Here is a 13,918-nt window from a genome sequence, read left to right on the forward strand (position 1 = left end):
TCAGAACACCAGCGGCAGGCCGACGCGCTGGCCGTCGCGCGCGCTGCGGTAGGCGGCGATCAGCAGCTCCAGCGAGCGCAGGCCCTCGTAGCCGTCGACCTGCGCCTGCGCCTCGCCGCGCAGCGTCTGGATGACGTTGTCGTAGTAGGCCGCGTGGCCGAAGCCGTAGACGCTGGGGGTCTCGTAGCTGGCGTTCTTCACCCGCTCGTCGTCGGGATGGGGCGTGTCGAAGGCCCAGTGCTCGATCTTGTTGACCGCCGTGCCGCCGATCTTGACCGTGCCCTTCTCGCCCAGGATGGTGATCGAGCCTTCCAGGTTCTGCGGATAGGTCAGCATCGTCACGTTGATGCTGGCCAGGCCGCCGTGGCGCAGGCGCAGCGCCAGCACGCCGGTGTCCTCGGCCTCGATGTCGCGGTCCAGCGTGGCCGTGTAGGCATGCACGTTGTCGACCGGGCCGACCAGCCAGTCCAGCAGGTCCACGTAGTGGCTGGCCTGGTTCATGAAGGCGCCGCCGTCCATGTCCCAGCGGCCGCGCCAGCGGGCGGCGTCGTAGTAGCTCTGTGGGCGGGTCCAGAACACGTTGACCGTGCTCATGAAGATGCGGCCGAAGCGGCCCTGGTCCAGCGCCTGCTTGACCAGCTGCACCGTCGCGTTGAGGCGGTTCTGCTTGACGACGAAGAGCTTCACGCCGGCGTCGCGGCAGGCGCGGACCATGGCCTGGCCTTCCTCGAACTTGGTCGCCATCGGCTTCTCGCTGAGCACGTGGCGGCCGGCCTGGGCGCAGGCGATCGCCTGCTGCGCATGCAGGCCGCTGGGCGTGGACAGGACGATCAGGTCGGCGTCGGAACCCGCCAGGAGCGCGTCCAGCGAGGCGAAACCGCGCTCCGGCGGCAGGCCGGTCTGGGCCAGCGCGGCCTGGACGGCCTCGGGGCGGGTGTCGCAGACGGCGACCAGTTCGGCGCGACCCGCGTGGCGGGTCAGCGCCTCGACGTGGTTCTTCGAGATGCGGCCGCAACCGACGAGGGCGACACGGACCGGGCGGTCCAGGATGGGGAACTGAGGCATGGCGCGCGATTTTAAGAGCCTAAAATCGCGCCCAGCTTTTTCCAGGTCCACGATGAGCCAGCCCCAAGCCCCCCACACCGGCGCCGACCAAGCGGCGCCCGCGCAAGACGACAACAAGCTGATCGCCGAACGCCGCGAGAAACTCGCCGCCATCCGCGAGAAGGCGCAGGCCAAGGGCGTCGCGGCCTTCCCCAACGACTTCAAACCCCAGCACCGCGCCCAGCCGCTGCAGGCGCAGTACGGCGAGCTCGCCAACGAGGAGCTCGAGCCCCAGGCCGTCGCCGTGACGGTGGCCGGCCGCATGATGCTCAAGCGCATCATGGGCAAGGCCAGCTTCGCCACGCTGCAGGACGCCACCGGCGCGATCCAGCTCTTCCTCTCGAAGGACGCGCTGGGCGAGGAGGTCTACAACGACTTCAAGCACTTCGACCTGGGCGACATCCTGGGCGCCGAGGGCACGCTCTTCCGCACCCGCACCGGCGAGCTGTCGGTCAAGGTCACGACCCTGCGCCTGCTGACCAAGTCGCTGCGCCCGCTGCCGGACAAGTTCCACGGCATGGCCGACCAGGAGCAGAAATACCGCCAGCGCTATGCCGACCTGATCTCCGACGGCAAGGCGCGCGAGCGCTTCGTGGCGCGCTCCAAGGCGGTGTCGTCGATCCGCTCGTACATGGTGGAGAACGGCTTCCTGGAGGTCGAGACGCCGATGCTCCACCCGATCCCGGGGGGCGCCAATGCCAAGCCCTTCATCACGCACCACAACGCGCTGGACCAGGAGATGTACCTGCGCATCGCGCCGGAGCTCTATCTGAAGCGCCTGGTGGTGGGCGGGTTCGAGCGCGTGTTCGAGATCAACCGCAACTTCCGCAACGAGGGGATCAGCGTCCGGCACAACCCCGAGTTCACGATGATGGAGTTCTACGCGGCCTACTGGACCCACCAGGAGGTCATGAGCTTCACCGAGGAAGTGATCCGCCACGCAGCGCGCGCCGCGACCGGCAGCGCGGTGGTGAGCTACGCCGGCAAGCCGGTGGATCTGGAGAAGCCGTTCACGCGGCTGTCGGTGCGCCAGTCGCTGATCGTGCACGCCGGCGTGAGCGAGGCCGAGGCCGATGACGCCGAGGTGCTGCGCGCCAGGCTGAAGGCGCTGGGCGAGGAAGCGCCGGCGCACTGGGGCCTGTCGGCGCTGCAGTTCGGGCTGTTCGAGGCGGCGGTCGAGGAGAAGCTCTGGGAGCCGACCTTCATCGTCGACTATCCGGTGGAGGTGTCGCCGCTGGCGCGCGCCTCGGATGCGGATCCGACGATCACCGAGCGCTTCGAGCTGTTCATCACCGGCCGCGAATACGCCAACGGCTTCTCCGAGCTGAACGACGCCGAGGACCAGGCCGCGCGCTTCCAGGCGCAGGTCGCCAACAAGGACGCCGGCGACGAGGAGGCGATGTTCTTCGACGCGGATTTCATCCGCGCGCTGGAGTACGGCATGCCCCCCACCGGCGGCTGCGGCATCGGCATCGACCGGCTGATGATGCTGATCACCGACAGCCCGTCGATCCGCGACGTGATCCTGTTCCCGGCGCTGCGGCGCGAGGGTTGAGCGAAGGCGGACGGCTGCTGGCCCTCACCCCTGCCCTCTCCCGCAAGCGGGAGAGGGAGTAAGAAAAGAAGGCACCAAAGCAGAAAGGGACACCGTGAGGTGTCCCTTTTCCTTTTGGCCTCCCCCTGGCCGGCCGGTGCGCCCGGCAGTGTCGAGGGGGAAGCGGCACGCCTTACTTGGCGGCGTTGCCTTCGTTCGACGCGCCCTTCTTGGCGGCGGTCTTCTGGGCGGAGGCCTTGGCGGCCAGTTGGGTGGCCGTCGGGGCGTTGATGCCGTTGTTCAGGGCACCGACGCCAGCCTGCTCGGCGCTCAGCGCGGCGACTTCGCCGGAATCACGGGCGGCTTGCAGCTCGGCGATCACTTCGGCGCGGGTCTTTTCCACCGGTTCGGCGGCGAAGGTGGCGCTGGCGCTCAGGAAAGCGGCGGCGATCAGGGCGGTCTTGGTCAGCGTGTTCATGGCGGTTCCTCTCGGTTCGTGGCACCGGACTCCGCACTCCGCGTCGTCCATGGGTTGAACTCTAGGCGCCAGACCTCAGGGGAAACACTAGGTATTCTGGAAAGATCCATTCAAGGATCGTCAACAATCCTGCGCTGGTGTGCGAACCGTACACCGATCGGGATCAAGGATTGTTTCAATCGGGGTCCGCAATGATGGGGACCCTCCACGGCCGATTGGGGGAAGAAGCGCACCGCTGCCGGTATGTCCCCCTCTCCCGCTTGCGGGAGAGGGAAGGGGTGAGGGCCAGCAGCCTGTGCAAGCCCTTCCGCTTCAGCTGTGCTTGAAGACCGGCGCCCGCTTGGCCAGGAAAGCTTCCATGCCCTCGCGCTGGTCGTCGCTGCCGAACAGCGCATGGAAGTGGCGGCGCTCGATCGCGACGCCTTCCTTCAGCCCACCCTGGTAGGCCAGGTTCACCAGCTCCTTGATCAGCATCGTCGACGGCCCGCTGAAGCCGTTGATCGTCTCCGCCGCCGTCAGCGCCTCGGCCATCAGCTGCTCGGCGGGCACGACGCGCGACACCAGCCCGGCGCGCTCCGCCTCGGCGGCATCCATCATCCGCGCGGTCAGCAGCATGTCCATCGCCTTGCTCTTGCTGACGGCGCGCGGCAGGCGCTGCGTGCCGCCGGCGCCCGGGATGATGCCCAGCTTGATCTCCGGCTGGCCGAAGCGCGCCGTGTCCGCCGCGATGATGAAGTCGCACATCATCGCCAGCTCGCAGCCGCCGCCCAGCGCGAAGCCCGCCACCGCGCCGATCACCGGCTTGCGCACCTGCAGGATGGTCTCCCAGTTCTTCGAGATCAGCCCGCTCTTGAACGCCGACATGAAGGTGTGCGGCGCCATCGTCGGGATGTCAGCGCCGGCGGCAAACGCACGCTCGCTGCCGGTCAGCACGATGCAGCCGATGCCGTCGTCCGCGTCGAAGGCCAGCAGCGCGCGGCCCAGCTCGTCCATCAGCGGATCGCTCAGCGCGTTCAGCTGCTTGGGGCGATGCAGCCGGATCACGCCGGTCTTGCGGTCGCCGGTGCCGGCCACCTCGACCAGGATGTTCTCGAACGCGACGCCGGTCAGGGCTTGAATCATGGAGGTCTCCTTCAACTTGGAATGGCGGCAACTATAGGGCGCTGGTCCCGGAGAGCGCCTTCACCGACCCGCCGTGGACGCCGCCTCCACCGCGGCGCTCGCAGCGGGCGCGGCCGGCGCGGGGGCCAGGGCCTGCTTGGGCGGCGCCTTCAGCACCAGGTCGATGTGCGTGCGCGGGTCCTTCGCGCGGTTCTGCCAGAGCCGCACCCGCACCGGCAGGTACTGCAGCGACGGCGCCAGCCAGAACTCGGCCTGCATGTCGCCGCGGGTGTCGTCCATGTCCGAGTCCACATGCCAGGCCGGGATCGGCCCCAGCGGCGTCGCGACCTCCTCCAGGCCGGTCACCCGGTAACGCCACAGGTGGAGATTGCGCGGCAGCGCCAGCGACTGCTGGATCAACAGGTCGCCCTGCGCCGCCTGCCGGCCGGTGAGGAACAGCCAGGTGAACTGCACGAACTGGCTGGCCGCGTCCTGCGTGCCGTCGGGCATCGGTTCGCGGCGGCCGTCGGCCATGCGCACGCCGCCGTCCTCGAAGCGCAGCGTCAGTTGCCGGTTGCCGCCGGCCAGTCCGCCGGTGACCTCGTCGAAGCGCCGCGGCAGCAGGCCCAGCGGCGTGATCTCGCCGTCGCTGCTCAGCCGGCGCGACATCAGCGGCGCGATCCTCGGGCCGATCCAGGCCTCGAGATGGACCTGGTAATGCGAGCCGTCCCGCAGCCATTGCACGCGCGCGTCGCCGTGGACCGCGCCGCGGTAGTCGCCGGTCAGCCGGTAATCGAGCTCGGTCGACAGCGGCCATTCGATGCCGGGCGTCCACTCGCCGACGGCATCGGACACCGCCAGGGCCGGCGGCATCGCCAGGGCCTGCAGCTCCGGCGGCGGCTCGCTGGCGACAGGATCGGGCGGCAGCGGCGCCGGGCCCTCGCCCAGCGAGGGGATGGACGGGACGATCCGTCGCGGCGTGCCCGGCGGGCCGGCCTTCTCCGGGGTGGCCGGCGGCGGCGGCGCGGCCGGTTTCAGTTCCTGGACGAAGACCGCTTCGATCCGGTCCGGCTCCGGCGTGTCCGGCATCCAGCGCTCGTGGAGCTCGCGGGCGCCGCTCAGCAGCCAGAGGTGGGCGGCCAGCACGGCCGCCGTCAGCCCGCCCAGCGCGGCGGTGCCGCGGCGCAGGCGCGGCCCTCTGCCGACGTCGCCGGAAGCGGCGTTCAGCCGCCCAGCCATGCGCGCCGCAGGCTTTGCGCCCGTGCCGGCGCCTTCTCCAGCAGGCCCAGGCAGACCGGCCGCGCGGCGCTGTCCTGCGTGGGCAGCGTCAGGGCGAGCGACAGCATGCGCTGGTCGCGCGCCACCAGCAGCTCCAGGCGCTGCGGATCGACGTGGTTGAGCGTCAGCGGCAGGTCATCGAGCTTGCGCACGCGCCAGTCGTTGCAGGCAACGATCTCGTCCCCGGCGCTCAGCCCGGCGGCCAGCGCGGCGCTGTCCAGCAGCACCTGCTTGACCGTCACGACGCCGTCGCTCTCCGACACCCGCAGCCCGAGCCGCTGCGCCAGCGTCGGCTTGTCCAGGCACCAGCGCACGCCCATGCGCTCGAGCAACTGCGGCAGCGGCAGGTCGTCGGTGCCATGCACCCAGGTCGACAGCGTCTGCGCGATCGCCTCGCCGCCCAGGTCGGCGAGCTTGCCCAGGATGCGCGCCTCGTCGACCGGACCGCCGCCGGTGTCCTTCCACAGGCCGCGCATCAGGTCGTCCAGCGACGCCGGCTTGTCGCTCTTCTCCGCGCCGCGCAGCGACAGGTCCAGCGCCAGCGCCACCATCGCGCCCTTGGCGTAGTAGCTGACCACCGCGTTGGGCGTGTTCTCGTCCTGGCGGTAGTACTTGGTCCAGGCCTCGAAGCTGGAGCGCGCCACGCTGTGGTGCTTGCGCCCCGGCGCGCCCAGCACCTGGGTGAAGGTCTGCGCGATCAGCTTCAGGTAGCGGGCCTCGTCGATCAGGCCGGTGCGCACCAGGAAGAGGTCGTCGTAGTAGGAGGTGAAGCCCTCGAAGAACCACAGCAGCTCGGTGTAGTTCTCCTGCTCGTAGTCGTAGCGCTCGAACACGTCGGGGCGCAGCCGCTTGACGTTCCAGGTGTGGAAGTACTCGTGGCTGATCAGGCCCAGCAGCTTGACGTAGCCGTCGGACACCTCGGCCTGCCCCAGCCGCGGCAGGTCGCGTCGCGAGGCGATCAGCGCGGTGCTGGCGCGGTGCTCCAGGCCGCCGTAGCCGTCGTCGGTGCAGTTGAGCAGGAAGACGTAGCGCGACATCGGCGGCTTGCCCTTGCCGCAGTGCCAGAAGGCGATCTGGGCCTCGCAGAGCTTCTGCGCGTCGCGCAGCAGCCGCTCGCCGTCGAACACCGGCAGCGCGCCGGCGACGACGAACTCATGCGGCACGCCGCCGGCGATGAACTCGCCGCGCCAGAACGGCCCCAGCTCGAAGGGGTGGTCGGCCAGCTCGTCGTAGTCGGCGGCCTCGAACTGCAGCGGCGCGCCCTCGATGGGCGTCATCGCCGTCGCGACCTCCCAGCCCGCCGGCAGGCCGCTCAGCTCGACGCGGTGCGGCAGCTGGTCCTTGCCATGCGCGCGCAGGCACAGGCTGGTCGCGTTGAAGAAGCCGCGATGCGCGTCCAGGAAGGCGGCGCGCACCGAGGTGTCGAAGGCGTACACCGGGTAGCTGACGACCAGCGCGCCACGGCCGGCGCAGTCGAATTCCCAGCGGTTCTTCGCGGTCTGCGTGACGAGGACCTCGCGGTTGCCCTGGCGCGCGCTGACGGCGCCGAGGTGGCGGGAGAACTCCCGCACCAGGTAGCTGCCCGGAATCCAGACCGGCAGGCTGAGGGCCTGGCGCGGCTCGGGCGCCGGCACGGTGAGGGTGACCTCGAAACGGTGCGCATGCGGGTCGGCGACGGCGATGCGGTAGTGGATCGTGGGGCTTGCGGTCATGGGAACAGCCTACCAAGCCTGGGCCCGCCGCGGCATGCGGCTGGGCGGTTCTCGTTCAGGCGCCGATCAGGGTTTTCAGGTGCCCTGCGCGGCGATGAAGCAGCTCAGCGCGGCGATCGCGCTCAGCCGGAAACGCAGCGTCAGCCAGGCCGACGCGCCCAGCGAGGGATAGAGCTTGCGGTCGGCGACATAGCAGCCGATCAGCAGGAAGCCCTCGATCACCAGCCCGGCGTAGGGCGGCATCGTCGAGGCGATCCAGGCCAGCAGCGCCGGCACCACGCCCCAGATGAAGGGAGCCGGCGACGGGATGGCTTGGCGGAAGCCCAGGCCCCAGTGGATGGCGCCCAGGAAGCTGATCACGATGGCCGCGTAACGCGACAGGCCGTCGGTGACGTAGGGATGGGCGTCCGCGCGCACCAGCCAGACCAGCGCCGCGCCCAGGACGAAGGGGATGAGCCCGGCGTAGCCGAGCCGCAAGGCGATCGGGTTGACGGCGGCCGAGCCGGCGTGGGCCGGGGCGGTGTGGGCGGTGCGGTCGTTCATCGGATCAGGATTTCTTCGGGGTCTTGTCGGCCTTGTCCGGGGCCTGGACGGCCTGCAGGCGCTTCTCGAGCTGCTGCGGGCTGAGCGCGCCCGGCGCGCGGGTGCCGTCCTCGAAGAGGATCGCCGGCGTGCCGGTCACGCGGATCTTCTGGCTCAGCGCCAGGTTGCGGTCGATCGCGGCGACGTCGCACGCGGCCTCGGCCTTGGGCAGCGCGTAGCCGTCGATCATCCAGTTGCGCCAGGCCAGCGTGTTGTCCTTGGCGCACCAGGCGGCCCGCGACTTCTCGGGCGAGTCGCCGCCCAGGATCGGGATCACGAAGGTGTAGACGGTGATGTTGTCCACCTCCTGCAGCGACTTCTCGAAGCGCTTGCAGTAGCCGCAGTTCGGATCGGCGAAGACGGCGATGCGGCGCTTGCCGTCGCCCTTCTTCCAGACGATCGCGTCCTTGAGCGGCAGCGTGGCGAAGTCGACCGACGAGAGCTTCTCCAGGCGCTCCTGCGTCACGTTGCGGCGGTTCTTGAGGTCGAGGATGTCGCCCTCGATCAGGTACTGGCCGCTCGCGTCGCTGTAGCGGATCTCGTTGCCGATGCGCACCTCCCACAGCCCGGCGATCGGGCTGGGGCGGACCTCGTCGATCTTGATCTCCTTGGGCATCGCCGCGGCGAGGTTCTTGCGGATGGTGTCCTCGTTGGCCTGGGCCGAACAGCCGGTCAGGCCGAGCACCGCGAGCGCCGTGGCCAGTGCCAGCGACTGGCGGGAGATCGGGAAGGTCGTGAACTTCATTGGGGGACTTTCGAAGACGGTCGGGAGGCGGCGCGGGCGTGTCAATGGCCGAGCGCGCGGGCGGTGAGCCACTTCTTGAGCGGGCCGGCGCGGTCGACCAGGCGCAGGCCCTCGTTGCGGAGCCGGGCGATCACCGGCGCCTGGCTGGCGAAGCCGCGCAGCAGGCCGTCGGTGAGCTCGCCCATCGCCCAGGTCGGCGCGACGCGGGCCCGGGCGTAGCGGCGCAGCAGCTTCTCGTCGCCCAGGCTGCGCCAGGATTCACGCCGGGCGATCACGTCGACCAGCGCCTCGACATCGGCCAGGCCCAGGTTCAGGCCCTGGCCGGCGAGCGGGTGGACGAGGTGGGCGGCATCGCCGAGCAGCACCCAGCCCGGTCCGCACAGCCGGTCGGCCCGGCACAGCTGCAGCGGCCAGGCCTGGCGGTCACCGGCCAGGCGCAGCGTGCCCGCGGCGCCGCCGGTGGCTTCCAGCAGGGCGGATTCGAATTCAGCCGGGCCCGCGGCGAGCAGGCGGCGGGCCTCCTCCTGCGGCAGCGACCAGACCAGGCCATAGCCATGGCCCGGTTCGGGCCGGTCGAAGGGCAGCAGCGCCAGCACGTCCGGTGAGCGGAACCACTGCCAGGCCTGGCCCTGGTGCGGCTTGCTGGCGACCAGCCGGGCGGCGACGCCCAGGTGGCCGTAGTCGTGGCGCTCGTAATGGACGCCGAATTCCTCGGCGGCCCCGGTGTCGCGGCCTTCGCACAGCGCCTGCAGCGTGGCGGGCACCGCCTCGGTGACGCGCTGCACGTGCGGGGCGAAGCGCAGCGCCGCATCGAGCTGGTCCTCCAGCGCGGCCGCGTCGACGATGTGGGCGAGCTCGCCGGCGCCCTGCTGCCAGGCGCTGAAGTGCAGCTCGGCGCCCGCGCGGTCGCCGTGGATGCGCATGTCGTGGACGGGGGTGCGGGCGTCCTCGGCCAGGCCTTCCCAGACGCGCAGGCGGCTGAGCAGCGCGACCGACGCCGCATTCAGCGCATAGGCGCGCACATCGGCGGAGGACCGCGGGGCGGTCGGCCGGGCCAGCAGCGCCACGCGCAGGCCGCGGGCGCCCAGCGCCAGCGCCAGGCTGCGGCCGACGCAGCCACTGCCGCGAACCAGGACGTCGAACTTTTCCATGGGCCGGGATTGTAGGCAGCGGGACGGCCCCGATCGCCGGCAATGGCTGAGCGGGCGTCGGCTGCGGACTGGCGGCTTGACTAAAATGGCGGTTTCGCCCGCGCGCGTCGCCGCAGGCCCGAACAGCATTTCCCCCGAAAGCCAACCATGAGCCTCAAATGCGGCATCGTGGGCCTGCCCAACGTCGGCAAGTCCACCCTCTTCAACGCGCTGACCAAGGCCGGCATCGCCGCCGAGAACTACCCCTTCTGCACGATCGAGCCCAACGTCGGCATCGTCGAGCTGCCGGACCCGCGCCTGCAGAAGCTGGCCGAGATCGTCAAGCCCGAGCGCATCGTGCCGGCGATCGTCGAGTTCGTGGACATCGCGGGCCTGGTGGCGGGCGCGTCCAAGGGCGAAGGCCTGGGCAACCAGTTCCTCTCGCACATCCGCGAGACCGACGCGATCGTCAACGTGGTGCGCTGCTTCGAGGATCCGAACGTGATCCACGTCAACGGCAAGGTCGATCCGATCTCGGACATCGAGGTGATCCAGACCGAGCTGTGCCTGGCGGACCTGGGCACGGTGGAGAAGGGCCTGCAGCGCGCGCAGAAGCTGGCCAAGGCCGGCGGCGACAAGGACGCGGCCCGCCTGGTGGAGGTGCTCAAGAAGTGCGAGGCGGCGCTGAACGAGGGCAAGCCGGTGCGCACGATCGACTTCAGCAAGGAAGAGCTGGTGGTGCTCAAGCCGCTGTGCCTGATCACGGCCAAGCCGGCGATGTTCGTGGGCAACGTGGCGGAGGACGGTTTCGAGAACAATCCCTTCCTCGATCGCCTGAAGGAATACGCGGCGGCGCAGAACGGCCCGGTGGTGGCGATCTGCGCCAAGACCGAGGCCGAGCTGTCGGAGATGGAGGACGAGGACCGCGCGCTGTTCCTGGCCGAGATGGGCCAGGACGAGCCGGGCCTGAACCGCCTGATCCGCGCGGGCTTCAAGCTGCTGGGCCTGCAGACCTACTTCACGGCCGGCGTGAAGGAAGTGCGGGCCTGGACCATCCACGTCGGCGACACCGCGCCGCAGGCCGCGGGCGTGATCCACACCGACTTCGAGCGCGGCTTCATCCGCGCGCAGACGATCGGCTTCGACGACTACATCCAGTTCAAGGGCGAACAGGGCGCCAAGGACGCGGGCAAGATGCGCGCGGAAGGCAAGGAGTACGTGGTCAAGGATGGCGACGTGCTGAACTTCCTGTTCAACGTCTGACCGACCTCCCCGCCCCCTCGCTTCGGTGGGGTGCCGGGGATTCGCGTGACAGGCTCCCGGCAGCGGGCAAGTCTGCGTGTCGGCATGCGCACAGCGGCGCTACGCTGGTGCCCATGACCGAAGCGCCTTCTTCCACGAACGTCGCCGCCGCTCCCGGTCCTCATGCGCCGGAGGATTCGCCGCCGCGGCGCTCGCTGGCGCGGCTCGCGGCGCTGAATGCCGCCCTCGCGCTGGTCTACGCCGTCCTCGGCGTGCTGGCGCTGCGGCTGATCCTGCCGCCCGACTTCGTCTCGCCCATCTATCCCGCCGCGGGCCTCGCGGTCGCCGCGGCGCTGCGCTGGGGACCGTCCGTGCTGCCGGGCATCGCGCTGGGCGGCGCGGCCGTCAGCCTGGCCATCGGCATGGAACGCGGCCACCTCGACCTGCTGCAGCCCCTGCTGGTTGCCGTCGGCGGCGCGCTGCAGGCCTGGCTGGGCGCGGCGCTGGCCCGGCGCTGGACCGGCCCCCATCCGCCGCTGTGCGAGCCCGCCGAGCTGCTGCGCTTCCTTGCCGCGACCGCCGGCGTCGCCTGCCTCGTCGCGCCGAGCATCGGCGTCGCGGCGCTGTGGCTCACCAGCGCGATCGGACCGTCGCAGGTCGCGTCGCACTGGGTGGGTTGGTGGGTCGGCGATGCGATCGGGGTGCTGATCGGCGCGCCGGTGTCGCTGGCGCTGTTCGGCCTGCCGCGCCGGCACTGGGCGCCGCGCCGGCTCAGCGTGGCGCTGCCGCTGGTCGTCACCTGCGCGCTGCTGTTCGCCGCCACCCGGCACGTCGCCGACAACGAGGAAGGCCGCCGCCGCCAGGCCTTCGAGCTCGAGGCGACCAACGCGCTGAACACGCTGGCCGACACGCTGTCCATGCCGCTGACGGCGCTGGAGGCCAACCACAGCCTGCTGCTGGTGGCCCCGGACATCAGCCGCGCCGACTTCGAGCGCGCCCATGCCGAGCGCGCCCGCGCCGGCGGCGCGGTGCACGCAGTCGGCTGGGCGCCGCTGCTGCGGCCACAGGACGTGCCAGCATTCGAGCGCACGGCGCAGGCCGATGGCTACCTCAACTACCGCGTCTTCGAGCGCCGCCGGCCCGGCGACCTGCCGCCCGACCGCGACCAGCTGCTGCCCATCCGCCTGATCGCGCCCTATGGCCGCAACCGCGCGGCGATGGGCGCCAACATCCGCAGCATTCCGCAGGCGCGCGCGGCGCAGGACCGCGCCATCGCCACCGGTCAGCCGGCGGCCACCGAGAGCTTCCCGCTGTCGCAGGACGTCGGCGTGACCCTGATGGGCGTGGTGGTCTACCGCGCGCTGTACGAGGGCGGTTCGACCGAGCCGCGCGACGCGACCGGGCGTCCGCGGCGTCCGCTGGGCGTGGCCTTCGCCACGCTGCGCCCGGAAGCGCTGCTGCGCGGCGCCCTGCCGGCCCGCGCCAGCCGGCTCGACTACTGCCTGCTCGATGCCACGCCCGGCGGCCAGCGCCCGCTGCTGGCCGGCGACGCGCGCTGCCTGCAACTGCCCGCCGCGCTGCCGAGCCAGTCGCGCGAACTGGACTTCGCCGGCCGGGCCTGGCGCCTGGTCGTCTACAGCCCCACCGGCCTGCCGGCGCTCGAGGGCAGCACCGCCCTGCCCTTCGCGATCGCAGGCCTCACCGGCACCGCGCTGCTCGGCCTGCTGCTGCTCACCATCACCGGCACCACGGCCCGCGTGGCGCGTCGCGTCGAAGAAGCCCGGCTGCGGCTGCGCGACAGCGAGGAGCGCTTCCGGACCATCGTCGAGCATGCGCCCATCGGCGTGGTGTCCTGCGACCTCCAGGCGCGGCCGCAGGAGATCAATCCCTATTTCTGCCAGCTGCTGGGCATGAGCGTCGAGCAACTGAAGGCGCGCTCGGTGATGGCGATCACCCACCCTGACGATCGGGCGGAGGACAGCCGGCTGGGCATGGCGCTGATCCGCGGCGAACTCGGCCGCTACAGCCGCATCAAGCGCTACATCGGCGCCCAGGGGCAGGTCATCACGGTGCGCGCCACCGTCAGCCTGCTGCGCGATGCCCAGGGCCAGCCCTACCGGCTGCTGGGCGTCGTCGAGGACATCGGCGAGCAGTTGCGGCTGGCGGAACTGGAGCGCGTGCATGAGGCGGAGCTCGCCGCCAACCGCGCCAAGAACGAGTTCCTCTCGCGCATGAGCCACGAACTGCGCACGCCGCTGAACGCGATGCTGGGATTCGCCCAGCTGCTCGAGGCCGACCACGACCCCATCCTCAGCCCCCGCCAGCGCGGCTGGCTGGCGCAGATCCAGCAGTCGGGCTGGCACCTGCTGCAGATGATCGACGACACGCTGGACCTGTCGCGGCTCGACGCCGGCCAGTTGCGCGTGCGGATCGAGCACCTCGACCTGGAGCCGATCGCGGCGGACAGCCTGGCGATGGTCGAGTCGCAGCGGCGGCGGCTGGGGGTGTCGATCGAGGTCGAGCTGGACTCCGACGCCTGCGAGCTGCGCGCCGACGCCACCCGGCTCAAGCAGGTGCTGACCAACCTGCTCAGCAACGCGGTCAAGTACAACCGTCCCGGCGGGCAGGTGTGGCTCCGCGCCCGGCGGGTCGGAGACTCGATGGTCGAACTGAGCGTCGCCGACACCGGCCCCGGCCTCAGCGACGCCCAGAAGACGCAGCTCTTCCAGCCCTTCAACCGCCTGGGCCGGGAGGTCGGCGCCATCGAGGGCACCGGGATCGGGCTGGTCATCACGCAGCGCCTGCTCGCGCTGATGGACAGCCAGCTCCAGGTGGACAGCGCGCCGGACAAGGGTTCCACCTTCAGCTTCCTGCTGCCGGTTTCTTCGGCAAATCAATGACTTAAGTCGGTCCTAAGACGGCAAGTTCACACTGATTTAGGCAGGTAGCCCTTCCCGGACTGACCTGTTTTTGGGAGCTTTAGCACTCGCCGCCCATGAGTGCTAATATCCC

At 70.6% G+C, this 13,918-nt stretch carries 11 protein-coding genes; 3 read left to right on the forward strand and 8 right to left on the reverse strand.

Annotated elements, in window-relative coordinates:
• Positions 1-1,065: a Gfo/Idh/MocA family protein gene (locus tag BM393_RS13565; RefSeq protein ID WP_091726797.1), complete on the reverse strand. Its 1,065-nt coding sequence runs from the start codon at positions 1,063-1,065 to the stop codon at positions 1-3.
• Positions 1,066-1,117: 52 nt separating this feature from the next.
• On the opposite strand from BM393_RS13565, the gene lysS reads away from it, so the two are divergent.
• Entirely contained in the window at positions 1,118-2,659 is a 1,542-nt protein-coding gene (gene lysS, locus BM393_RS13570; RefSeq protein ID WP_091726800.1) for a lysine--tRNA ligase, read from the forward strand.
• Positions 2,660-2,831: 172 nt separating this feature from the next.
• Here the strand turns inward: lysS and BM393_RS13575 are convergent, their stop codons facing one another.
• The 7 genes from BM393_RS13575 to BM393_RS13605 all read right to left on the reverse strand — a co-directional run bounded on the left by BM393_RS13575 (position 2,832) and on the right by BM393_RS13605 (position 9,685).
• Positions 2,832-3,116, reverse strand: a complete 285-nt coding sequence (locus BM393_RS13575; RefSeq protein ID WP_175538337.1) for a DUF4148 domain-containing protein — start codon at positions 3,114-3,116, stop codon at positions 2,832-2,834.
• A 312-nt stretch (positions 3,117-3,428) separates the two neighbouring features.
• Positions 3,429-4,238 carry an enoyl-CoA hydratase gene (locus BM393_RS13580; protein WP_091726808.1) on the reverse strand — a complete coding sequence of 270 codons (810 nt, stop codon included), beginning with the start codon at positions 4,236-4,238 and terminating at the stop codon, positions 3,429-3,431.
• A 60-nt stretch (positions 4,239-4,298) separates the two neighbouring features.
• Positions 4,299-5,456 carry a DUF3108 domain-containing protein gene (locus tag BM393_RS13585; RefSeq protein ID WP_091726810.1) on the reverse strand — a complete coding sequence of 386 codons (1,158 nt, stop codon included), beginning with the start codon at positions 5,454-5,456 and terminating at the stop codon, positions 4,299-4,301.
• Complete coding sequence (locus BM393_RS13590; protein WP_091726813.1) at positions 5,441-7,207, reverse strand: M61 family metallopeptidase; 1,767 nt, start codon at positions 7,205-7,207, stop codon at positions 5,441-5,443. The genes BM393_RS13585 and BM393_RS13590 overlap by 16 nt, the downstream gene beginning before the upstream one ends.
• Before the next feature lie 75 nt (positions 7,208-7,282).
• Complete coding sequence (locus tag BM393_RS13595; RefSeq protein ID WP_091726817.1) at positions 7,283-7,750, reverse strand: DUF3429 domain-containing protein; 468 nt, start codon at positions 7,748-7,750, stop codon at positions 7,283-7,285.
• Between the two features lie 4 nt (positions 7,751-7,754).
• Positions 7,755-8,534 (reverse strand): DsbC family protein, encoded by a 780-nt coding sequence (locus BM393_RS13600; RefSeq protein WP_091726820.1) that lies wholly within the window; start codon positions 8,532-8,534, stop codon positions 7,755-7,757.
• Positions 8,535-8,575: 41 nt separating this feature from the next.
• Positions 8,576-9,685, reverse strand: coding sequence for an FAD-dependent monooxygenase (locus tag BM393_RS13605; protein ID WP_091726824.1), 1,110 nt, complete (start codon positions 9,683-9,685; stop codon positions 8,576-8,578).
• Between the two features lie 147 nt (positions 9,686-9,832).
• Here BM393_RS13605 and ychF point away from each other — a divergent pair, with 147 nt between their 5' ends.
• Both ychF and BM393_RS13615 read left to right on the forward strand, forming a co-directional pair.
• Positions 9,833-10,927, forward strand: a complete 1,095-nt coding sequence (ychF, locus tag BM393_RS13610; protein WP_091726829.1) for a redox-regulated ATPase YchF — start codon at positions 9,833-9,835, stop codon at positions 10,925-10,927.
• Positions 10,928-11,040: 113 nt separating this feature from the next.
• On the forward strand, positions 11,041-13,806 hold the full coding sequence (locus tag BM393_RS13615) for a CHASE domain-containing protein (protein WP_091726832.1): 2,766 nt from the start codon (positions 11,041-11,043) through the stop codon (positions 13,804-13,806).
• Positions 13,807-13,918: the final 112 nt, after the last annotated feature.

The organism is Mitsuaria sp. PDC51 (genome assembly GCF_900113225.1).
Taxonomy (GTDB): Bacteria; Pseudomonadota; Gammaproteobacteria; order Burkholderiales; family Burkholderiaceae_C; genus Roseateles.